We start from the raw sequence: 23,025 nt of genomic DNA on the forward strand, positions 1-23,025 counted from the left end.
CTTCGGATCAGGGGAGCAGTCCGAGCCGCCCCGCCGAGGTTCCGGGTCAGCTGAGCCGGTCCGGACGTTCTGCGAGGTTCCGGGTCAGCTGAGCAGGTCGGGCTCGCTGCGGCTGATGTCCTGCCACAGGGGCTGGTAGTTGATCCAGGCCACCAGGTCGCCGCCGAGCTGTTCGCGGGTGGCGACGGCCAGTTTGTGGTCGATGAGGACCGGCCGGCCGGCCGCCTTCGCCGTCAGCTGCACCTGGCAGGACCGCTCCATGGACAGGAACCACCAGGCGGCGGCGTCCACCGAGTCACCGACGGTGAGCAGTCCGTGGTTGCGCAGCACGAGCGCTTTGCGGGAACCGAGGGCCCCGGCGATCCGGCGGCCTTCCTCGACGTCGACGGTGACGCCGGAGTAGGCGTCGTACAGGGCCACGTCCTCGTAGAAGGCACAGCTCTCCTGGGTGATGGGGTCGATCAGTTCGCCGAGCGCGGCGAGGGCGCGGCCGTAGACGGAGTGGCAGTGGGCGACGGCGACGACGTCGGGGCGGGCGGCGTGGACCTGGGCGTGCACGGTGAACGCGGCCTGGTTGACGTGGTAGCGGCCCTCGACGACCTGACCGTCCTGGTTGACGAGGACGAGATCGCCGACGGTGACGTGCTTGAACGACATCCCGAACGGGTTGACCCAGAAGCAGTCGGAGAACTCCGGGTCGCGGGCGGTGATGTGCCCGGAGACCCCGTCCTCGAGCCCGGTCCGCCCGAAGATCCGCAGGGCACCGGCGAGCCGCTCCTTGCGGTGCCGGCGCTCGTCCTCCACCGAGTCGAACATCGGCGGCATGGCGAACCGCAGCTGGTCGGTGGGCAGCGGCAGGGGCGGGGTGGGCCCGTGCATAGGTCCTCCAGCGCTGGGATTGCTCTATGCGCCGGAAGTTACCGCCGGTCAGCGCAAAAGGGCAGAGCTGTTTTGTAAAGATGACGTACGCGGCGGATACCCGACAGAAGGTGTCTGGTTTGCCGGTGAGACTGGCGCGTATGACACGGATGAACTGGGCGGCCTTCGTCTGCGCCGAGCCCGAGCTGGCGATGACCGTCGAGCAGCGGTTCCGGGCCTTTCGTCACCATGTCCTCGCCACCCTCCGCCGGGACGGCTCGCCGCGCACCTCCGGCCTGGAGGCCGACTTCCGCGGCGGCGAGCTGTGGCTCGGCATGATGGCGGGCTCGCGAAAGGCCCTCGACCTGCGGCGCGATGCGCGCTTCGCGCTCCAGGCGAACCCGGGCGAGGACACGGGGACGGGCGGCGGGGACGTACGGATCGCGGGGCGGGCGTACGAGGTCGGGGGCGAGGGGAAGAGGTCTTACGCGGAAGAGGTGGAACCGCCGGAGCCGTTCCACCTCTTCCGTACCGAGCTGACGGAGGTCGTGCGGACCTACGTCGAGGACGAGCGGTATCTGGTCGTCCAGGTCTGGCGGCCCGGTGAGCCCCTGCGCACGATCAGGCGCACGTAGGGGCCGTGGGGGTCACTCCCACTCGATGGTGCCCGGCGGCTTCGAGGTCACGTCGAGGACGACGCGGTTGACGTCCCGGACCTCGTTGGTGATCCGGGTCGAGATGCGGGCCAGGACGTCGTACGGCAGCCGGGACCAGTCGGCGGTCATGGCGTCCTCGGAGGACACCGGGCGCAGCACGATCGGGTGGCCGTAGGTGCGGCCGTCGCCCTGGACGCCGACGGAGCGGACGTCGGCGAGCAGCACCACCGGGCACTGCCAGATGTCCCGGTCGAGGCCGGCCGCGGTCAGCTCCTCGCGGGCGATCGCGTCCGCGTCGCGGAGCAGGTCGAGCCGCTCCTTGGTGACCTCGCCGACGATCCGGATGCCGAGGCCGGGGCCCGGGAACGGCTGGCGCTGGACGATCTCGTCCGGCAGGCCGAGCTCCTGGCCGACCATGCGGACCTCGTCCTTGAACAGCTTGCGCAGCGGCTCGACCAGCTTGAACTCGAGGTCCTCGGGCAGGCCGCCGACGTTGTGGTGCGACTTGATGTTGGCGGTGCCGGTGCCGCCGCCGGACTCGACCACGTCCGGGTACAGGGTGCCCTGGACCAGGAACTCCACGGCCGGGCCCTCGTCGGCGATGATGTCGGCCTGCGCCTGCTCGAAGACGCGGATGAACTCGCGGCCGATGATCTTGCGCTTCTCCTCGGGGTCGGTGACGCCCTTGAGCGCGGTCAGGAAGCGCTCCTCGGCGTCCACGACGACCAGCTTGACGCCGGTCGCGGCCACGAAGTCCTTCTCGACCTGCTCGGTCTCGCCCTTGCGCATCAGGCCGTGGTCGACGTACACGCAGGTCAGCTGGTCGCCGATGGCGCGCGCGACGAGGGCGGCGGCGACGGCGGAGTCCACGCCGCCGGACAGGCCGCAGATCGCGCGCTTGTCGCCGACCTGTTCGCGGATCGCCGTGACCTGCTCCTCGATCACGTTGCCGGTCGTCCAGTTCGGCTTCAGGCCGGCGCCGCGGTACAGGAAGTGCTCCAGCACCTGCTGACCGTGCGTGGAGTGCATGACCTCCGGGTGGTACTGGACGCCGTAGAGCTTCTTCTCGTCGTTCTCGAAGGCGGCGACCGGGACGACGTCCGTGGACGCGGTGACCGTGAAGCCCTCGGGGGCGGCGGAGCAGGCGTCGCCGTGTGACATCCACACGTGCTGCTCGTCCGGGGTGCCCTCGAAGAGGGTGGAGGACGTCCTGGAGACGTGCAGGTCGGTACGGCCGTACTCGCGGGCGCCGGTGTTGTCGACGGTGCCGCCGAGGGACTGTGCCATCAGCTGGAAGCCGTAGCACATGCCGAAGACGGGGACGCCGGCCTCGAAGATCGCGCGGTCGAGGCGGGGGGCACCCGCCTCGTACACCGAGGACGGGCCTCCGGACAGGATGATCGCCGCGGGGTTCTTGGCGAGCATCTCCTGGACCGGCATGGTGCTCGGCACGATCTCGCTGTAGACCCGGGCCTCGCGGACGCGACGGGCGATGAGCTGGGCGTACTGCGCGCCGAAGTCGACGACCAGGACGGTGTCGGGGGTGGCGGCAGCGGGGGTCGCTGATGACACGATGTGCCTTCCGGCGGTTGGGCGGGGGTCTGTGGTTCCGATTCTAACGGGGGCGGCCGGGGACCCTCTCCGGAAGGAGCCGTGGCATACTGCACCCATGCTCACGCACTCGACCTTCCTCTTTACCTATGGCAACCGGCCCGCCGGCTGCCATGGTCGTGCTGCTTGAGCGAACGCCAAGCGACTTCCCAGGCGCCCCGGGCCGACAAGGCCCGGGGCGCCTTGCGTTTTCCGGGTCCTGTCGTTCCGGGGCATCACCGACACCCTCGTCAAGGAGCCCCGACATGACCACCACCTCCCCGGAAGAGACCATGACCTCCCCGGAAGAGACCATCGCCGACGCCCGTGAGCGCATCGACGTGCTCGATGACCGGATCATCGGTCTCATCCAGGAGCGGATGGCCGTCTCCGCCGTGGTCCAGCAGACCCGCATCGCCTCTGGCGGGCGCCGGGTGCACCTCTCCCGTGAGATGGAGATCCTCGGGCGCTACCGCGAGGCCCTCGGCAAGCCGGGCACCGGCCTCGCCATGACCCTGCTCGAGCTGTGCCGGGGCCGTATCTGAGTTCGAACGACGTCTCACCCGTACGGCGCGTGACCGGCTCGCGCCGCACTTCGTTGAGCCGGGTGTCCGTGCCAGCCAGGGGCGGGCCCGACAGAACCACGCGTGGCTCGCTGGGGCGATGAGGCGTACGGGTCGTGCCGTACGCCGTGGGACCTCGCTCCAGGGAAGTGACCGGACGGCAGGGGACAGCAGCCCGGTCACCCTAGAGAACGGTCGGCTCCGGGGACGCCCGGGGCCGACCGGCGGGAAAGCAAGCATGCGGAAAACAAACATTGCGCGCAGAAGCCCCAAGTCCCCGCGCAGACAACGGCACGGAAACGGCATTGCCGCACACCGTCCGGCCCGGCCCGCCGATGACACGGCCGGGGCCGGGGCCATGAACCAGCGGCGCAACCCCCCGGCGCCGCCCCGGGCACCGGCGCTGCCCTGACGCCGGTGCTGGCCAGAAGAAGGGCCCCGCGGTCCCTCCGTCCCGCGGGGCCCTTCGTCATGCCCCGACAAATGTGAGCCACTTCACAGAAACCTCCTGTCGGCTGACGCACAACCCTCCTCACAGGCCACGGGTCTCACCTGTGCAACCAACGGCCATGCCCGTGCCCCACACACGGAGGCCTCCGACCACGTGCCGCCCCCCGGCAGCACGCGAGCCCCACAAGAGGTCCTCGATGAAGCTTCGCCGCGCCATGATGACCGCGGCCGCGACGGCCGCCCTCGCGCCGCTCGCCCTCGTCTGTGCCCCTGCCGCGTTCGCCGACGACTCGCCGAGTTCCTCGGTGAGCAGCCCGGCCGCGACCGAGACGACTCCCGCGGCCGACCCGAGCACCAGCCCGGCCGCCGACGCGAGCTCGCCCGCCGGCACGCCGTCGGACAGCGCGTCGGCCTCCGACTCCGCGAGCGCGAGCACGTCGGCGTCCGCCTCCGACTCCGCGTCCGAGTCGGCATCCGCGTCCGCCTCCGCGTCCACGTCCACCGAGCCCAGCGAGAGCGCCGAGCCCAGTGGTGAGCCGACCACGCCGACCGGCATCTGCGAGCAGGACGACGCCGGCTACAAGTCCAAGATCCACGCCTCGCTCAGCGGCCTGCCCGGCGAGATCGCCGTGGGCAGCGGCTGGCACCCCTTCACGCTCAGCGTCAAGAACCCGACGTCGGGCGACCTCAAGGACGTCATCTTCTACGCGGGTGTCGGTCCGAGCGACCCGAACGCCCAGTACGCCTTCAAGACCAGCCAGGTCCAGCTCCAGGTGAAGTACGACGGAGCCTGGTACGACGTCGAGGACGGCGCCGGCCACTCCAACGGCTACCTCGACCTCGCCGCCATCAAGGCCGGCCAGACGGTGAACTACCAGCTCCGGCTGAACGTGAAGGCCAACGCGCCGGTCGGGCAGGGCCTGACCATCGGCGGCGGGATGTACTTCGACGACGAGAAGAACTGCATCGGCTCGGACCAGGCCGCCTACCTGATCAAGATCGTCAAGGCCGGCACCGACACCGGCGGGACGAAGCCCCAGGAGGGCGGCCAGGTCCCGGTTCCCACCCAGAAGCCGGGCAAGAGCAACACCCAGGACGTCACCGGCTCGCTCGCGGAGACCGGTTCCAGCTCCATGCTGCCGACCATCGGTCTCGTCGGCGGTGTCGCCGTCGTCCTCGGCGCCGGAGCGGTGTTCGCCGTCCGTCGCCGCAAGGGCGCCGGTTCGGACGCAGCCGCGTAAGGCGGCAGCCGCGTAAGGCGCGGTCGCACAACCGGAGGGGCCTGCGCCAGGAGGGGGGTGCAGGCCCCTTCGGCATACCCGCGCCGGTTCTTGGCGCGGTACCGCCCTACTCCTTCGGCGGTACCGCCGGCATCCCCAGGAACGGCAGGCGCAGCGCGCCGAACGCCTCCGCGGGAACCGCCGGGGCCTGCGGCTCCACCGGCTTCAGCCGCTCGTACACCGCACCCTGCGCAGGACGCGGGTCCTCCTCGCCCTTGTTCGGCCAGAAGGACATCGCGCGCTCGGCCTGCGCGGTGATCGTCAGCGAGGGGTTCACGCCCAGGTTCGCCGAGACCGCGGCGCCGTCCACGACCGAGATGCCGGGGTGCCCGTAGAGGCGGTGGTAGGGGTCGAGCACGCCGGTCTCCGCGGAGTCGCCGATGGGACAGCCACCGAGGAAGTGCGCGGTGAGCGGGGTGCCCATCAGTTCGCCGACGTTGCTGCCCGCGAAGCCGTTGATCTCGGCGGCGAGCGCGGAGGCGGCCTCCGTGGCGGCCTTGATCTGCTTGGGGTTGGGGGTGCCGTGGCCCTGGCGGGCGGTGAGCAGGCCCTTGCCGACGCCGTCCGGTTTCAGGTACGTCGTCAGGGAGTTGTCCAGCGACTGCATCACCAGGCCGATGATGGTCCGCTCGGACCAGCGCCGGTTGGAGAGGGAGCGCAGGACCAGGACCGGGTGCCGGGCGGCGTTCGCCAGCCAGGCCAGCGCGCGCGAGGAGCCCTCGGCGTAGGGGACCTGGAGGATGGACAGGCCGCCCATCGAGTTGGAGCCCTTGCCGTAGCGGACCGGCTCGATGTGGGTGTTCTCGTCGGGGTGGATCGAGGACGTGATCGCCACGCCCCGGGTGAAGTCGGCCCTCGCTTCGCCGGTCGCCTTGCGATAGCGGCGGTTGTCGGTCTGCGCACCCACCAGTGCCTCGGAGTTGGTGCGGGTCAGGTCGCCGAGCCGGGCGGAGAGGTACGGCAGCTGGCCGCCGGCCTTCATCCGGTGCAGGAGGGTCTGTGTGCCGTAGGTGCCGGCCGCGAGGACGACCCTGCGCGCCGTGAAGAGCCGGCCCTCGCCCTTCTTCTTCCGGTCCGTCGGCAGGGTCGCCACCGCGTACCCACCCCGTGAGTCGTCCGTGACGGACACGACCGTCGTCATGGGGTGGACCACCGCGCCCGCCTTCTCGGCGAGGTAGAGGTAGTTCTCGTTGAGGGTGTTCTTCGCGCCGTGCCGGCAGCCGGTCATGCACTCGCCGCACTCGGTGCAGGCGTTGCGGGACGGGCCGGCGCCGCCGAAGTACGGGTCGTTCACCTGCTCACCGGGCCTGGCCTTCGCCGTCCCGTCGGCGTCCTTGCCGTCGCCGAAGAACACGCCGACCGGGGCGAGGTGGAAGGTGTCGCCGACGCCCATCCGCTGCGCCGCCGCCTTCAGATGGACGTCGGAGGGGGTCATCGTCGGGTTGAGCCGTACGCCCAGCATGCGCCGGGCCTGGTCGTAGTACGGCTTCAACTCCTCCTGCCAGTCCGTGATGTCCCGCCACTGGGGGTCGTCGAAGAAGGCCTTCGGCGGTACGTAGAGGGTGTTGGCGTAGTTGAGCGAGCCGCCGCCGACGCCCGCGCCGGCCAGCACCATGACGTTGCCGAGCAGGTGGATCCGCTGGATGCCGAACATGCCGAGCCTGGGGGCCCAGAGGTAGTTCTTCAGGTCCCAGGAGTTCCTGGGCAACGCGTCGCGGGTGAAGCGGCGGCCGGCTTCGAGCACGCCGACCCGGTATCCCTTCTCGGTCAGGCGGAGGGCGGACACCGAGCCGCCGAACCCCGAACCGACCACGATGACGTCGTAGTCGTACCCGTCCTCGTCCCGGGTCTGGACAGACTTCTCCTGCGACACGTGCTCTCCTCGTCGAGAACGGGGTTTTCCGAACGGGGTTGGCGGGCGGGGGACTTCTAGCGGAACCGGAATGCCTTCATCAGGCGCAGACTCGTGCTCATGAAGCGGGCGTAGGCCTCGTCCGTCATGCCCAGTGACGGCGCCATCGGCAGCAACCGCTGCTGGGCCACCGTCTGGGCCTCCGTGTACTTGAGGATGCCCTCGGAGCCGTGACGGCGGCCGAGACCGGAGTCCTTCATGCCGCCCATCGGGGACTGGACGCTGCCGTAGGCGGGTGCGTAGCCCTCGTTGACGTTGACCGTGCCGGTGCGCAGGCGGGCGGCGACGTCCCGGCCGCGCGCGGCGTTCTTCGTCCAGACGGAGGAGTTCAGGCCGTACGGGGTGGCGTTGGCGCGCTCGATCGCCTCGTCGTCGGTCTTGAAACGGTAGATCGAGACGACCGGGCCGAAGGTCTCCTCCTCGCACACGGACATGGAGTCCTCGACGCCGTCGAGGATGGTCGGCTCGAAGAAGTACGGGCCGATGTCCGGGCGGGCGACCCCGCCCGCGAGCACCTTCGCGCCCTTGGCGACGGCCTCCTCGACGTGCCGTTCGACGGTCTTGAGCTGGCGTTCGCCGACGAGCGAGCCCATGTCGGCGCCGTAGGCGAGGGAGTTGCCGAGCCGCATGGCACGGGTGCGGGCGGCGAAGCGCTCCAGGAAGGCGTCGGCGACCGACTCGTGGACGTACAGCCGCTCGATGGAGATGCAGAGCTGTCCGGCGGAGGAGAAGCAGGCCCGTACGGCGCCGGCGGCGGCCTTCTCGATGTCGGCGTCGTCCAGCACCAGCATGGCGTTCTTGCCGCCGAGTTCGAGGGACACGCCGACCAGGCGGGCCGCCGCACCCTGCGCGACCTCGCGCCCTGTGCGGGTGGAGCCGGTGAAGGAGACGTAGTCGGCGTGCCGGACGAGTTCGGGACCGACGACCGGGCCCTCGCCGAGGACGACCTGGAAGACGCCCTCGGGCAGGCCGGCCTCGATGAGCAGGTCGCGGGCCCACAGCGCGGTGAGGCAGGTCTCGGTGTCCGGCTTCATCACGACCGCGTTGCCGGCGACGAAGGCGGGCAGCGCGTCGCCGACGGACAGCTCCAGGGGGTAGTTCCAGGGCGCGATCTGGCCGACGACGCCGCGCGGGTGGCGCAGTTCGGTGACCTTCGTGAGCGTGGGGACGGCGCCGGTGTGCCGCTTGGACCGCAGGTAGGCGGGGGCCTTGCGGCCGTAGTGGCGGGCCGCGACCGCGACGGCCTGCACCTCCTCGTGCGCGTGCAGCCGGGCCTTGCCCGTCTCCAGCTGGATCAGGTCGAGCACCTCGGCCTGCCGCTGCAGCACCAGGTCGTGGAAGCGGAGCAGGACGGCGGCCCGCTGCCGTACCGGGGTCTTCTCCCACACTGCCTGTGCGGCGCGGGCGGCCTCGAAGGCCTGCTGTACGTCCTCGGGGGTGGACTCGGGCAGGTCGGCCAGCTTCTCGCCGGTGAACGGGGTGTGGTTGGCGGTACGGCCGGAGCCGACGACGCCCTTGGTGAGCTGGGCCACCAGTTCCGGGGTGACCACGTCGGCGGCGGTGCGGGCGCCCTCGGGGGCGGGCGCGAGCGGGTTGGTGCCGGTGCTGTCCGGGGCCTGCGTGTCCGTCATGACGCGCAGGGTATGCCGCGACGCAGCCTTTGTGTACCCGTCGGTAACGGGGATTCACCGAGTGCTCACACACTGCCAGTGATCACTGGCAGCGAATATGCTGATCAGCGCGTTGGCACGGCGGCGGGCAGAAGGATCATTCGAACCCCGCTTTTTTCGCGAGGAGGAGTCCGAGCGCGGTCCGCGGAGTGCGGCGCGGGGGGTCGACGGGCGGGGGCGGCGAAGGGGGCTCGGGTGCGGCTTCGGGCGCCGTGTCCGGTACGGGCGTGAGCCCGAGGTACTCCTGCAGGGCCGCGGTGACCTCCTCCGCACCCGGGCGGGCCTCGGGTTCGTCGGCGTGCAGCCGGTCCAGCAGCGGGGCCAGCGGGCCGGGGTCCGTGTCCGCGAGGGCGGCGCGGAGCAGGGCGCCGAGGGACCACAGGTCGGAGGCCGGGCCGGCGCCGGGCCCCGCGGCACGCTCCGGGGCGACGAAACCGGCGGGCGCGTCCTCGGGGTGCCCGGCGCCGGTCCCGAAGTCGGTGACGACCACCCGCCCGGTGCCGGACTCCAGCAGGACGTTGGCCGGTTTGACGTCCCGGTGGACGATGCCGACGGCGTGGGCGGCGCGCAGGGCGCCGAGGACGGCGAGCCCGATCCGGACGGCCTCGCCGGGTGGGAGGGGGCCGCGCCGCAGGGCCTCCCGCAGCGACTCGCCCGCCACCAACTCCATGACGATCCAGGGGACTTGGCCCTCGGTGACGACGTCGTACACCGTGACGGCGGAGGGATGGCGCACCCGGGCCGCGGCGCGGGCCTCCCGGTGAAGCCGGTGGGCGATGCGGCGGCTGTCCTCGTCGCCGTCCGGATCGCCGGGCAGCAGCGGCTCCTTGACGGCGACCCGGCGGCCCGGCTCCTGCTCGTCCAGGGCCCGCCAGACGGTCCCGGAGGGCCCGGACCCGAGGCGTCCGGCCAGCCGGTAGCGGCCACCGATCAGACGTGCGTCGGCGATCTGATGTGCGTCGGGCGGGTGTTCGCCGTCTCCACTCATGTCACATGAGTACCGCGAGCACCACACCCTTGTCGAAGCGGAGCACGCGCGACCAGTCGTCACCGGCCGGGGCGGGACACGGCCGATCCGTCAGCATCGCGAGAAGCGGGCCGTGGCTGCCGGTGGGAGGTCAGGCGGCCCATCGGTGCAGGGTGAAGCCGTGTCGCGCTTTTCGCACCTCCAGCGCGCCGGCTCCGGCGAAGTGGGCCGGTACCACCAACTCCCCTTCCGCTGCCGCCCGTTCCAGTACGCGTCGCCGGCTCGCGGCCGCCTGCCGCGGGTCGAGGCAGAAGCAGCTGCTGCACTCGGGGCGCAGGATCTGCACCGGGCTGTGCAGGAGGTCGCCGACGAACACGCCCCGCTCGCCGCGGGATTCGACCCGGAGCACGGAGGAGCCCGGGGTGTGACCGGGGGCGGGCTCCAGCACGAGGTGCTCGTCGATCCGGTGGGTGTCCTCCCACAGCACGGCCTGCCCGGCCCGGTGCACGGGCGCGATGCTGTCCTCGTAGAGCAGCCGGTCGTCCACCCGGACCCCGCCGGCGTATCCGCCCTCGGGACCGAAGTGGCGGTCGTCGGGGGCCGGCAGGAGATACCGGGCGCGCGGGAAGGTCGGGACCCACTCGCCGTCGACGTCATGGGTGTTCCAGCCACAGTGGTCGGCGTGGATGTGGGTGTTCACCACCAGGTCCACCTCGCCGGGATCCACCCCGGCCCGCCGCAGCCGCCCGGGGAGGTCGCCGGGGCGCCGGTGGAACAGCGGGTTGCCGGGCCGCTCCCGGTCCCGGCCCACCCCGGTGTCGACCAGCACCGTCCGCCCGGCGCTGCGCACCACCCAGGTCTGCAGCGCCGACACCGCGAGATCGGCACCGGGCTCCCAGTGCTCCGGGACGAGCTGGTCCTCGTACTCCTTCCACAACTCGGGACCGCAGTCCGGCACGAGCCGCCGGGCGGGTGCGGTGGGGCCCTGCCATTCCACGATGCGCAGGACCTCGACATCTCCGATCAGGAACTTCTGCACGCTGTCTTCGGCCATACCCCCAACCTAGAATGCCCGTGGTGAGCATCCCAATGCTTCTCCGGCTCCGTCGAATACGCTGCCGTCTCACAGGGACACTCGGCGACTCTCAGGGAGGTGTCCGATGGACGTGGTCAGCGATGCGATCTCCGCCGTCCGGGTCGGGCGGCCCTCCTTCAGCCGGCTGCGGGTGAGCGGCGACTGGGCCGTACGGCTGGCGCCGTACGAGGGCGCGGGCTTCCACGTCGTCCTGAGCGGCGCCTGCACGCTGCTGCCGGACGACGGCGGCGTACCGGTGCCCCTGGGCGCCGGCGACGTGGTGCTGGTCCCGCACGGCGCCGGGCATGTGCTGGCCGACGCCGCGGCGGGGCCGGACGCGGCACGCCGGGCGGTGCCCTTCGAGGAGGTGCGAAAGCCGCACCTGCCGCTGCCGGGGGCCGGGCCCGAGGTGGGGCTGCTGTGCGGCAAGTACCGCCTGGACCGCAGCCGGACGCACCCTTTGCTGGCCGGACTGCCCGACATGGTGCACCTGCCGGACGGCGATACGGGCTCCCCCGAACTGCGGGCGGCCGTCGGCCTGTTGGCCCGTGAGCTGGACGAGGAGGGCGACCGTCCCGGCGCGAGCCTGGTCCTGCCCGGCCTGCTGGACCTGCTGCTGGTCTATGTGATCCGCGCCTGGGCCGCCCACGCCCGCACCGGCGGCTGGCCCGCCGCCCTGACCGACCGCCCGACGGCCGCGGCCCTGCGCGCCCTGCACTCCGACCCCGCGGCCCCCTGGACCACCGACCGGCTGGCCGCCGCGGCAGGTGTCTCCCGCGCGACCCTGTCCCGCCGCTTCACCTCCCTCGTCGGCCGCCCGCCGATGGCGTATCTGACCTGGTGGCGACTGACCCTGGCGGCGGGACGGCTGCGCGAGACGGACGCGCCGCTCGCGACCGTGGCCAGGGAGACCGGGTACGGCAGCCCGTACGCCCTCTCGCACGCCTTCAGCCGGCAGTTCGGGACCACACCGGGCCGGTACCGGGACCGCGGCGCCCGAGGGGTCAGAGCTTCTTGATGTCCAGGTTCGCGATCGCCGCCCTGGCCACGTCGCGGCCGCGGGCCGTGAAGTCACCCTTGCCCGGGTAGCCGACGGTGAGCTTGTACAGGTCGCCGCCACTCGTCCGGTAGTAGAAGATCTGGAGCTCGCGCGGGCGGGGGTTCTGGCTGTCGTTGGTCGTGTAGACGATGGTGTTCTTCGCGGCCTCCTTGCCGTGGTACGTCGTGGTGTCGTCCGGGCGGGTCCTCGCGCCGCCGGGCATCTGCAGGCTGTAGTCGCCGTCGCCGCGGAACTTCTCGTCGTCGGCGTACATCTGGGAGCGCGCGCTGTTCTTGATCTGGTTCAGGGAGTCCTGCGACTTCCTGGCCAGGTCCAGCGTGATCCAGATGCCGCCGCCCCAGTCCTCGTACGTCACCCAGTTCTGGTCGGAGTCGTCCTTGGCGGGCCTGACCACCTGGTAACTCTGCGGGGCGGCGAGGGTGGCGCCCAGCTTCGGGGCCGGGCGCCGGGCCCAGCCGTCGGGCAGCGGGCCCGCGAACGGGTCGGCGAGCACCAGGTACGCCACCACCGCGGTCACGACCAGCGCCGCACCCGCGCCGAGCCACGTCGTGCGGCCGAGGCGGCGACCGGCCGGCCTGGCGGGGGTGACCACCTGGGCGGGCCGGGTGGGTGCCGGCGGCGGCGCCGGGGGCTGGGCCGCCGCCTCCAGCAGCGTCCGTACCCGGTCCGCCTGCGGCCGGTGCGCGGGGTCCTTGTGGAGCAGCCCGTCGATGACCTCGGCCAGCGGGCCGGAGGCGGACGCGGGGGCGGCCGGGGTGGAGTTGAGGACCGACTGGAGGGTGGCCGGGGTGTTGCTGCGGCGGAACGGCGAGACGCCCTCGGTGGCCGTGTAGAGCAGCACGCCCAGGGACCACAGGTCGCTCGCCGGGCCGGGCCGCTGCCCCAGCACCCGCTCCGGCGCGATGTACTCGGGGGAGCCGACGAAGCCGCCGGTGTCCGTGAGCCGCGTGTCGCCCTCGATCTGCGCGATCCCGAAGTCCGTGAGGACCACCCGGTCGTGCCGGCCGAGCAGCACGTTGTCGGGCTTGACGTCCCGGTGCAGGACGCCCGCCGCGTGCGCCGCCTCGAGCGCGCCGAGCACCTGCAGGCCGATCCGGGCGGCCTCGCGCGCGTCCAGGGTGCCCTCGCGCAGGAGGTCGCCGAGGCTGCGGCCGCGCACCAGCTCCATCACGATCCAGGGCCGGCCGTCGACGAGCGCGACGTCGTGGACGTTCACCACCGCCGGGTGGTCCAGCCTGGCCGCCGCGCGGGCCTCGCGGCGCATGCGCTCGAAGGCGTTGGCGCGTTCCCGTTCGGGAAGGTGGTCCGGTACGCGTGGCTCCTTGACGGCGACCTCCCGGTCCACCGTCTCGTCCTGGGCCCGCCACACGGTCCCCATCCCGCCATGGCCCAGCCTGCCGAGCAGCCGGTACCGGCCGGCGACGAGCCGCCGCCCGGCGCCCGCCTCCGGCTGCCGGGGCGGGACGGGCGGCGGCTGCGACTGCGGCTGCGTGTGCGACCGCGGTTGCGGTTGCGGCTGCGGCGGTTGCAGAACAAAACTCGTCGTGTCGTCGGTCCCGGGCCCGACTCCCCCGTCACTGCTCATGCATCATCCATATCGCGCCATGCGCGCCCCCAGCCACACGGAGGACGAACCGGTCACGAACCCGTGACCGAGAAGGTGTCCACCGCCACGTCGAAGTACTCCCGTGCCTCCCGCACCTTGCCGACCGGCGCCGACACCCATACGTCGTACATCCGCCCGGCCTCCTCCCAGCACAGGTCGTAGGTGTGGCGCGGGCCCTCCGCCGCGCTGAAGCCGTTCCAGGTGAACTCCCAGAGCGCCGCCGGGTGTCCGTCGTGCGTGGTGGGGGTGACCCGGCCGTCGTGGTAACCGGGGTTGGCGGACGGGCCGTTGGCGGCCGAACGGTTCATCACGGCCTGCGGGCCGCCCGGTTGGGGATCGGCGGCCTTGACACCGAGGCGGAAGGTGCCGCCGGGCGAGAGGTAGAAGACGCGCTCGCCCTGCGGGCTGCGGGTGAAGTCCTGCGGTACGGCGAGGGAGAAGCCGGCCGGGTCCCGGGCCGTGCGGTAACCGGAGGGCGCGGTGCGCGGCCCGGCCGAGCCCGAGCCGGTGGGGCGGGAGGTGGTGGGGCTCGGGGGCGCCGTCGGCGACGAGGGCGCGCCGGTACCGGCACCGGTCGCCGGGGAGGTCGCCGTGCCGCCGGGGCTGCCGCCTCCCCCGCCGCCGTCCCGGTGCAGCAGCAGTGCCGCCGCCGAGACGCCGGCCCCGGCCAGCGCGGCGATCAGCAGGGCCGCGACCAGCACCCCGCGCGTGGAGGGCGGCCGGGTCCGGGGCCCGTCGGGCGGGCCGGCCGCGGCGGACGGCGGCGGCCCGCCGTGCGGAAGGTCCCGCTGGGTCGGCGTGTACGGCGCGGCGCCCTCCGGCGCACCCCGCCCCGTCGCGGCGGACTTCGCCGTACGTCCCCCGGTCGCACCGGACCGTGCCGAGCGTCCCCCCGCCGTACCGGTCTTGGCCGCACCCGGCCTCGGTGGCCGGCCCACGCCGAGCCGGTGCACGCGGCCGGTGGCGCTGGGGCCGGACACGTCCGGCGCCTCCGGGGTCCGGCCCGTCTCCAGGAACGTCCGCAGCATCTGCTCGGCCTCGGCCGCGCCGAGCCGCCGGTCGGGATCCCGTTCCAGGAGCCCCCGTACGACCGGCAGCAGCGGCTCCGCCTCGGCGGGTGGCCGGATCTCGGCGGCGACCACGGCGTGCAGGATGCCGCCGAGCGAGTCGCGCCGGAACGGCGACTCGCCGCTGAGCACCGTGCACAGCAGCGCGCCCAGCGACCACAGGTCGGACTCCGGGCCGGTGCGCAGCCCCGACATCCGCTCCGGCGCGGTGTATTCGGGCGAGCCGACGAAGGAGCCGGTCTCGGTGAGCGTGGTGGCGCCCTCGACCTGCGCGATGCCGAAGTCGGTCAGCACGACCCTGCCGGTGTCCGACTCGATCAGCACGTTCGCGGGCTTGATGTCCCGGTGCAGCACGCCCGCCTCGTGCGCGGTGCGCACCGCGCTGAGCAGGGCGACGCCGATCCGCGCGGCCTCGGCGGCGTCGACCGGGCCCTGCCGTGAGATGCGGTCGGCGAGCGAGCCGCCGTCGACCAACTCCATGACCAGGTAGGGGCGTTCGTCCTGTTCCACCACGTCGTGCACGACGATGATGTGCGGATGCCGCAGCTGGGCGACCGCCCGTGCCTCACGGAACGTACGGTCCCGGCGGCGCCGGGCGTCGCCCTCGGCGAGGGAGTCGTCCGGGAGGAGTTCCTTGACCGCGACGCGCCGGCCCAGCACCTGGTCCACGGCCCGCCACACGACGCCCATGCCGCCGCGCCCGATGCGTGCCTCCAGACGGTAACGGCCCGCGATCACCCGGAAGTCGGCGCCCTCGGTCCCCATGCGCCCCATCATGCCTCACCGGACCCGCGCGCTCCGGGGCACCGATCGGCCAAGACGGGCCGATCGACCAGCGGTTTTCGGCCGTATCAGCCCTCGTTGGGCTCCTGCCAGCCCTGGAGCACCCACTTGAACTGCTTGCTGGTCTTCGCCCAGTCCTGTTCCGGGGTGGACATGTAGATGGCGTACTCGGTGCCGGAACGCGCGTAGTACGTCTCCTCGATCGCGTGCCGCGGACCGGCGACGTGCGGCGGGTCCTTCTTCAACGCGTGCCAGGTGTACTCCCACAGCGAACCGCTGCGGTCGCGGTAGATGTTCTGCTTCAAGGTCACGCGCTTGTAGTCGACCAGTCGCTGCAACTGCTGTTCCAGATCGACCTGGTGCTGGTAGGCGTCGGCGAAGTCGGGCGAGCTGTTGATGGCGACGCGAACGAAGTGATGGCCGCCGTCGGGGCTGTAGTCGATCTGCTTGAGGCCGCCCTTGAGCTCGTAGACCGTCCGCTTCCAGCCCTTGGGCAGGGAGAGGCTGAAACCGAGCGGGTCATGTTGGACCTGCCAGCTGGCGGGCACGGTTCCGGCACCGCCCGGGGTGGCGCTGCTGCTCGCGGAGGGCGAGTCCGTGGCCGGGCCCGCGCCTCCGCTCGACCCGGTGTTCTGCTCGCTGCCGCCCCACTGCTGGAAGGCCACCGCGGCGCCACCGCCGAGCACGGCCGCGGCGGCGACGACGAGGACGAGGGTGCGCAGCCGGCGGCGCGGGCGGGGCCGTGCGGGCGCCGGGCCCTGCGGTGTGGGCGCCACGGCCGTCGGCCCGGTCGTGGAAGGGCCCGGGGCCGCCGGTGTCCCGGGGCCGTGGCCGCCGGGGGTGGTTGCCGTGGAGCCGAAACCGGACGTGGTTCCCGTGGGGCCGTAGCCCGGGGAGGTTCCGTCGTACCCGGGGGTGGTTCCGTCGTAGCCCGGAGTGGTTCCGGTGGGGCCGTAACCGGACGCGGTCGGGCCGGAGCCGTAACCCGAGGTGCTCGGCCCACCGGTGGGCACGCCCGAGCCCTGGGTCGGGATGAACATCTGGGCGGTGTGCGGGCGGCGGCCCTCCGCGGCCTCGGCGAGCATCTGCTCCGCCTCCTCCGCGCTCGGCCGGCGCTCCGGTTCCTTGCGCAGCAGGGCGGCTATGACGGGGCCGAGCGCACCGGCGTGGCGCGGCTCGGCGGCCTCCTCCTCCACGACCGCCTGCATGGTGTTCAGCGGTGAGGTACGGCGGAACGGCGAACGGCCCTCGACCGCCGTGTACAGCGTGGCGCCGAGCGCCCACAGGTCCGAGGCCGGGCCGGGGTCATGACCGCGCACCCGCTCGGGCGCGAGATAGTCGACCGAGCCGACGACCTCCCCGGTGCGGGTGATGGTGGAGTCGCCCTCTATCTGCGCGATGCCGAAGTCGGTGAGCAGGACCCGGCCGTCCCGGCCGAGGAGGACGTTGCCGGGCTTGACGTCCCGGTGCAGCACGCCGGCGGAGTGCGCGGCGCGCAGCGCCCGCAGCACCCACAGCCCGATCCGGGCGGCCTCCCTGGTCTCCACCCGTCCCCGCTCCTTGACCGCGTCGGCCAGCGAGTTGCCCTCGACCAGCTCCATGACGATCCAGGGGCGGCCGTCGTGTTCGAGGACGTCGTGCACGGTGACGACGGCGGAGTGGTTGATGCGCGCGGCGGCGCGGGCCTCGGCCCGGGTGCGCGCGAGCAGCACGGCCCGGTCGGCGTCGGAGACGTAGAGCGCCGCGGTCAACTCCTTCACGGCGACCGTCCGGTGCAGCACCTCGTCGTGGGCGCGCCACACCCGGCCCATGCCGCCGCTGCCGATCGAATCGGCGAGCCGGTAGCGGCCCGCTATGAGCAGGCCCTGCATCTGATTCACGTTGCCCCGCAATGCTCTTGACAGGGTCAGACTAAGGACCGGTCAACCAACAGGGAACCGGCGGGGTCCCAAGGTGACAGCACTGTGACGGTTGTCGCCGCCGGAATCGGTCAGGATCGGTCAACCGGTATACGGGGCGCTCAACCCGTGTAGCGGTACGTCGTCGTGGCCTGCTCGTAGAGCTGTGTCACCTGATCGCGCTGGGCCTCGGGACCGCGCACCTGGATGACGTGGTAGCGGCCGTTCAGCAGGATCGCCATGTTGCGCACGAACAGGTCGCGGCCCTGGCCGTCGGTCCAGGTGAACTGCCCCTCGGCCATGGTCCGCCCGCCCACCTCGATGGTTCTCAGGCCGGTGGCCGTGGCCCAGCTGGAGTCGCGGTAGGGCTGGAGCTCGCTCTCCTTGTCCCGCTGGTAGGTCATCGGGTCGCTGCCGTAGGCCGAGGCGCTGTCCCGTCCGGGTACGACGATCAGCTCGAAGTTCCCGTGCGTGTAGACCACCTGGCCGCTGCCGTTCTTCGGGGTGCGGTCCCAGCCCTCGGCGACGGCGACCTGGAACCCCTCCGGATCCTTGCGCAGGGTGAACCCGCCGGCGACGGACGCGTCGCCGCCGGTCTGTGGCTCGGTGGCGGGCGCGGACGCGGAGGGGCTGCCGCTCTGCTGCGGGGAGGGCTGCCGGGTGGCCGAGGGCGCGGGAGCGGCCTCGCCCGCGCTGCCGGTGCGGTCGCCGCCCGCGGCCCCGCTCCGCCCCTGCTTGGGCATGAACAGCATCGCGTACGCGATCGCGCCGGCCAGCAGGAGCAGGACCAGCACAAGCAGCGTCCGGCCGAGCCTGCGCGGCGAACGCGGCTCCTCCGGGGCCCGCGCGCGCTTGTGCCGGCCGTGCGGATGGACCTCGGGCAGTCCGGCGCGCCGTCGCCGCATCCGCACCAGCTCGCCGCGGCGCCGCACGATCGGCAGCCGGTTCGGGTCGGCGGGCGGCACGGGTACGACATGGGTGCCGGCGTCCGGCTCGGGCGCGGAGCGCACCAGCGAGCGCAGCCAGCCGTTCAGCTCCTCGAAGTCCAGCCGCTCGGTGGGGTCCTGGCGCAGCAGCGACTCCACGACCGGCCGGAGCGGGCCGCACTCCTCGGCGAAGGCGGGCGGCTCGGCGCACACCAGCTGTACCAGCTCGGCCGTCGACTCCTCCGGGTACGGCGCATGTCCCTGCACGGCCCGGAACAGCAGCGCACCGAGCGCCCACAGGTCGGTCGCGGGGCCGATCGGCGCCGCCAGCTGCCAGTTCTCGTGCACGGGATAGGCCTGCTCCGGCGCCCACCGCTCGGTCACCGGCCCCACGACGGTCATCCGCACCTGCCGCGCCCGCTCGACCGCCAGAGCGCTCCCGGGCCCCCACCGGCCACCGGCCTCTCGAGGGTCGTTCCAGCGGCGGTGGGCGGTGCCGCCGTCGGCGGCGTGCGGGGGCAGCGGCGTGCCGGGGTGAGCGGGGGCGTGGGGGCCTTGCGGGGCTTGCGAGGGGAGGAGCTGGGGGGCGCCGTCGGTCGCGTACGCCCCGTGCTGCTGGGCGGGGCCGATGGCGTGCGCAGGGGGGTGGGGGTCGCGGTGAGCCGGTCCGGCGTCGTACGGGGTCGGGCCGGTGCCGTAGGGGGGCAGGTCGGAGCCGTGACGGCGGGGGGCGCCGCCGGTCCGGGAGGCGGTGGCGGGGGCCTGGCCCGGGACGGACGGGTGTGCCTGGCGCGGGCTCGCCGGGGACAGCCCCGGGCGCTGGGGGCCGCCGCTCAGGGCCGAGGAGGCGCCGTCGGCAGCCGGGCGCGGGGAGGCGCCGTGCCAGGGGGCGCCCTGCACTCCGTAGGGGTCGGCGATCCGTCCGGGCGGGGTCGCGGCCGGACCGCCGGGGTACGGCGGCTGCGGCGTGCCGTCGGCCCGGGTGGCACCGGCGTCGTCCTCGGGCGGCCGGGCGCCGGGCAGGGCGGCGCGCCCGCTCTGCCGGGCCTCCTGCACCCGTGCGGCGGCCCGGGCGCCCGCGCGGTACGCGGCGATGGCCCCGGCGCGGGCGGCACGGATGTCCGCGCCGTTCTCCAGGGGCCGTTGCCCCGCCGGGCCGGGCGCACCGGTCCCGCCGGATACCCCGTTCGCCCCCGGCACCGGCAGCCCTCCGGCCGCCCTTGCCTGGATCGCGGCCCGGCGCGCGGCCTCGGGGTCGACGTCCGCGGAAGGCACTCCGCCTGCTCCGGCGGCACCCCCCGGCCGGTCGCCGGAACCGGAGGAACCCCCGGAGGTCCCGACGAGGGAAGTCCCGCCGGGCCCACGTCCCGCTCCCGGCGCACCCGGCCCCGGAGCCATCCCCAGGCCACCGCCCCGACCCGCAGGCACATCCAGGGCACCGCCCGGCCCCACAGGCACGCCCTGATCACCGCTCGCCCCCGCGGAAGCGCCCAAGTCGCCCGCAGCCCCACGAGCGGCCCCCGGCCCCTGAGCCGGGCCACCGCCCGCCCCCGCAGGATCCCCCAAGCCGCCGGAAGCCCGAGCCGAGGCCCCGGGAGCGGTGCCCGGCGCGGCCGAGCCGGTTTCCGTGCGCCCGCCGGTCCCCTCTTCGAGTCCTTCCTGGGGCGGCACCGGGTCGTACCCGCACAGCGCCTCCTCCGCGGCGCCGACGGCAAGGCCGGTCAGCATCACGCGGCCGTCCTCGCAGACGAGCACCGTGCGGGCGGTGATGTTGCGGTGCACCCAGCCATGGGCGTGCAGCACCCGGAGTGCCATGAGCACGTCGGCCGCGACCTCGGCGGCCCGGTACGGCGACAGCGGCTGCTCGGCGAGCAGCGCGGCCAGTGGGCGCGCGGCCACCAACTCGCTGACGATCCACAGCGAACCGCCCTCGGCGAACACGTCGAAGACCTGGTCGAGGCGCGGATGGTCGGGGATGCGGGCCGCGGCCTGCACCGCCTCGACGGCACGCCGTACCGCCGGGTCGGCGGGCCGCCGGGTGGCGGTCCGGGCGTCCGCGGGCGTCCGCCGGCTCCCGCGCTCACGCGCGGTGAAGCCCTCGGGCAGTCCCTCCGCGTCGAGCACCTCGGCCTCGACGACCTCCGGCAACGGCACCTGCCGGACGAGCACTTCCTGGCCGCTGTAGGTGTCGAAGGCGCGGGTCTCGGTGAGTTCGTACGCGTCGGCGGGCGGCAACGGCAGGCGGTAGCGGTCGGCGAGCACCCGACCCGCGTAGTCGTCCACACTGCCTCCCCCGGCCGCCCGGTTGGTCACATCCGTTCGCCTCACGACCCGTTTCGCACACACCTCCGGCTGCGTACGGTCCGCAACCATTCACGATACGTGCCGGAGGCAACCCGCACTGAGTGGATGACGGATTCTCACGCCCCAAACCGGCGCCCGGCCGCTACGACTTGGGCTCGAAGGAGTCCGTGAGCGTCTTCCATGTGTCCTTGCGCAGCGCGCCGTCCCAGTCCGCGGCCTTCGCGGTGTACATCAGTCCGTAAGCGAGATGGCCGTTGACCACGAACCCACGGTCGATGGTGCGGTACTCGGTGCCGCCGTCGACATAGGTGAACTCCCAGTCGGCGGTGTTCCAGCCGCGGTAGTCGACCTTCTCTATGCGGATCCGGTGGTACTGATCGCGCACCATCCCGCGTTCCTGGTTCTCCCAGTCCGCCACCGGGTCGCTCTTGGGGCTGCCGGTCCAGCCGATGAGCAGCTTCTGCCCGTCGGGACCTGTGTAGCGGTCTCCCGCACCGACGGTGGACGTGTACGACCAGCCCTTGGGCAGCCCGATCGAGTACCCCTGACCGCCCTTGCGGGTCGACACCACCGGCGCGCTCCCGCCGCCCTTGGCACCGGACTTGCCGGAGCCGTCGGCGGACGCGCTCGCGTCGACGGCGGAGCCCGAGGCGGATCCGGTGCCGCCCGACGACGGGCTCGCCCCGCCCGCCCGTGCCCCGCTGCCCGTGCTCTTGCCGCCCTTGTCCTGCTCGGTGGAGGCACTGGCGCTCGCCGCCGCCCCGGCCCCGCTGCTCTTGCCGTCCTTGCCGTCGTCGCTCAGCGCGATGGCCAGGACGGTGCCGAGCACGGCGAGGAAGACGACCACCGCGATGATCACCAGCGTGCGCTTGGGCACCACGTCGGTCAGCGGCGCCCTCGGCACCGGCCGCGGCGGCAGGTCCAGGTCCGGCGGCGGCACCACGGGCCAGCCCGAACTCGGCTTGTTCGTGCTGGAGTTCGGCGCACCCGCTCCACCGGAGGCACCGGAGCCGCGGGCGGCAGGACCCGCCTGTCCCCCCGTGGACCGGGCGCCCGCCCCACCGGAGGCGACGCCGGAAGAGGCCGGCCGGGCCCCACCGGAGGAAGCCGGTCGCGCCCCGCCCTGTGCGGCAGGACGCGCCCCGTCGGCGGCGGCACCGCCCGAGCCCGCGGCTTCACCGGTGCCCGGCGCGGCCGTGTCGCCGCCGCTCTTCGTCCGGGCGGACGCGGCTGCCGTGGCCGCCCCGGCCGCCTTGCGGACCGAACGCAGCGCACCGCGCAGCTTCTCCCCGGCCTCCTCGCTCCGCCTGCCGTCGGACGTGTCCGGCTGCGGCGGCAGCGGCACCACCCGCGTGGCGTCCATCGGCTCCGGCTCGGGCTTGTGGATCACCGCGTTGAGCATGACCCGGGCAGCCGCGTCATCGAGCCGCTTGGCCGGGTCCTTGGTGAGCAGGCCGTGGATGACGTCCCTGAGCGGGCCCGCGTTCTTGGGCTCCCCCAGGGGCTCGGTCATCACCGCGGTGAGCGTGGCGATCGCCGAGCCCTTGTCGTACGGGGGCACGCCCTCGACCGCCGCGTACAGCAGGCCGCCGAGCGACCACAGGTCGGCCGCCGGTCCCGGCTTGTGGCCGCGGGCACGCTCGGGGGAGATGTAGGAGGGGGCGCCGACGAGCATGCCGGTGGAGGTGATGGACGGGTCGCCCTCGACCTGCGCGATGCCGAAGTCGGTGAGCACGACCCGGCCGTCCTCGGCGATGAGCACGTTGGACGGCTTCACGTCCCGGTGCAGGATGCCCTCGCGGTGCGCGGAGCGCAGCACGTCGAGGACGGCGAGCCCCACCTCCGCGGCGCGCCTCGGCTCCAGCAGGCCGTCCTCGCGGATGACCTCGGCGAGGGACTTGCCCTCCACCAGTTCCATGACGATCCACGGCCGGTCGTCCTCGTCGACCACGTCGAAGACCGTCACCGCGCTGTTGTTGCGGATCCGGGCGATCGCCTTGGCCTCGCGCAGGGTGCGCGTGATCAGGCGCCGCTTCTCCTCCTCGTCGATGTTCGACGGGAACCGCAGTTCCTTGACGGCGACCGTCCGGCCCAGGGTCTCGTCCTCGGCGCGCCAGACCGTGCCCATGCCGCCCCGGCCCAGCACGTCTCCCAGCCGGTACCGCCCGGCGAGGAGACGACGCTCGCTCTTGTCCTGACGAGTCCCCTGACGAGATGTACCCGCCCGCTCCGCCTCCGACATGCGTCCCCTCATACAACCCGCCCTGACAGAGCCTCCATTGTCTCTCACCCGACAAGTGCCGAGCGCCCAGGGTGCCCCTCACCCACGGCCGGGCCAACGTGCCGGAAGCAGGGCGAAA

The 23,025-nt window shown here is 73.2% G+C and carries 15 protein-coding genes; 4 read left to right on the forward strand and 11 right to left on the reverse strand.

Features of this window, described 5'->3' with window-relative positions; all coding sequences use genetic code 11:
- Window positions 1-84: 84 nt before the first annotated feature.
- Window positions 85-879: a class II aldolase/adducin family protein gene (locus ACFYZB_RS17705; RefSeq protein WP_388759280.1), complete on the reverse strand. Its 795-nt coding sequence runs from the start codon at window positions 877-879 to the stop codon at window positions 85-87.
- 149 nt (window positions 880-1,028) lie between these two features.
- Here ACFYZB_RS17705 and ACFYZB_RS17710 point away from each other — a divergent pair, with 149 nt between their 5' ends.
- Complete coding sequence (locus ACFYZB_RS17710; protein WP_388759498.1) at window positions 1,029-1,493, forward strand: pyridoxamine 5'-phosphate oxidase family protein; 465 nt, start codon at window positions 1,029-1,031, stop codon at window positions 1,491-1,493.
- Between the two features lie 12 nt (window positions 1,494-1,505).
- Here the strand turns inward: ACFYZB_RS17710 and guaA are convergent, their stop codons facing one another.
- On the reverse strand, window positions 1,506-3,086 hold the full coding sequence (gene guaA, locus ACFYZB_RS17715) for a glutamine-hydrolyzing GMP synthase (protein ID WP_388759282.1): 1,581 nt from the start codon (window positions 3,084-3,086) through the stop codon (window positions 1,506-1,508).
- Between the two features lie 284 nt (window positions 3,087-3,370).
- Here guaA and ACFYZB_RS17720 point away from each other — a divergent pair, with 284 nt between their 5' ends.
- Together ACFYZB_RS17720 and ACFYZB_RS17725 are read left to right on the forward strand one after the other, a co-directional pair.
- Entirely contained in the window at window positions 3,371-3,649 is a 279-nt protein-coding gene (locus ACFYZB_RS17720) for a chorismate mutase (RefSeq protein ID WP_351210511.1), read from the forward strand.
- Between the two features lie 665 nt (window positions 3,650-4,314).
- On the forward strand, window positions 4,315-5,358 hold the full coding sequence (locus ACFYZB_RS17725) for an LAETG motif-containing sortase-dependent surface protein (RefSeq protein WP_388759284.1): 1,044 nt from the start codon (window positions 4,315-4,317) through the stop codon (window positions 5,356-5,358).
- Between the two features lie 106 nt (window positions 5,359-5,464).
- On the opposite strand, the gene ACFYZB_RS17730 is transcribed toward ACFYZB_RS17725, so the two are convergent.
- The 4 genes from ACFYZB_RS17730 to ACFYZB_RS17745 form a co-directional block, all read right to left on the reverse strand.
- Window positions 5,465-7,270, reverse strand: a complete 1,806-nt coding sequence (locus ACFYZB_RS17730) for a GMC family oxidoreductase N-terminal domain-containing protein (protein WP_388759286.1) — start codon at window positions 7,268-7,270, stop codon at window positions 5,465-5,467.
- Window positions 7,271-7,326: 56 nt separating this feature from the next.
- Window positions 7,327-8,940 carry a succinic semialdehyde dehydrogenase gene (locus tag ACFYZB_RS17735; protein WP_388759288.1) on the reverse strand — a complete coding sequence of 538 codons (1,614 nt, stop codon included), beginning with the start codon at window positions 8,938-8,940 and terminating at the stop codon, window positions 7,327-7,329.
- A 136-nt stretch (window positions 8,941-9,076) separates the two neighbouring features.
- Entirely contained in the window at window positions 9,077-9,967 is an 891-nt protein-coding gene (locus ACFYZB_RS17740) for a serine/threonine-protein kinase (protein ID WP_388759289.1), read from the reverse strand.
- A 130-nt stretch (window positions 9,968-10,097) separates the two neighbouring features.
- Window positions 10,098-11,000: an MBL fold metallo-hydrolase gene (locus ACFYZB_RS17745; RefSeq protein ID WP_388759291.1), complete on the reverse strand. Its 903-nt coding sequence runs from the start codon at window positions 10,998-11,000 to the stop codon at window positions 10,098-10,100.
- Window positions 11,001-11,106: 106 nt separating this feature from the next.
- Here ACFYZB_RS17745 and ACFYZB_RS17750 point away from each other — a divergent pair, with 106 nt between their 5' ends.
- Window positions 11,107-12,039, forward strand: a complete 933-nt coding sequence (locus tag ACFYZB_RS17750) for an AraC family transcriptional regulator (protein WP_388759294.1) — start codon at window positions 11,107-11,109, stop codon at window positions 12,037-12,039.
- Here the strand turns inward: ACFYZB_RS17750 and ACFYZB_RS17755 are convergent.
- The 5 genes from ACFYZB_RS17755 to ACFYZB_RS17775 form a co-directional block, all read right to left on the reverse strand.
- A complete protein-coding gene (locus ACFYZB_RS17755; protein WP_388759296.1) occupies window positions 12,026-13,666 on the reverse strand; it encodes a serine/threonine-protein kinase in 1,641 nt (546 codons plus the stop codon). The genes ACFYZB_RS17750 and ACFYZB_RS17755 overlap by 14 nt on opposite strands.
- Window positions 13,667-13,719: 53 nt before the next feature.
- Window positions 13,720-15,519, reverse strand: a complete 1,800-nt coding sequence (locus ACFYZB_RS17760; protein ID WP_388759298.1) for a serine/threonine-protein kinase — start codon at window positions 15,517-15,519, stop codon at window positions 13,720-13,722.
- A gap of 86 nt (window positions 15,520-15,605) precedes the next feature.
- Window positions 15,606-17,408, reverse strand: a complete 1,803-nt coding sequence (locus ACFYZB_RS17765; protein ID WP_388759300.1) for a protein kinase — start codon at window positions 17,406-17,408, stop codon at window positions 15,606-15,608.
- Between the two features lie 149 nt (window positions 17,409-17,557).
- Window positions 17,558-20,644: a protein kinase gene (locus ACFYZB_RS17770; RefSeq protein ID WP_388759302.1), complete on the reverse strand. Its 3,087-nt coding sequence runs from the start codon at window positions 20,642-20,644 to the stop codon at window positions 17,558-17,560.
- Between the two features lie 163 nt (window positions 20,645-20,807).
- Window positions 20,808-22,907: a serine/threonine-protein kinase gene (locus tag ACFYZB_RS17775; protein WP_388759304.1), complete on the reverse strand. Its 2,100-nt coding sequence runs from the start codon at window positions 22,905-22,907 to the stop codon at window positions 20,808-20,810.
- Window positions 22,908-23,025 lie beyond the last annotated feature (118 nt).

The organism is Streptomyces sp. NPDC001852 (assembly GCF_042891825.1).
In the GTDB taxonomy this organism is placed as follows: Bacteria; Actinomycetota; Actinomycetes; order Streptomycetales; family Streptomycetaceae; genus Streptomyces.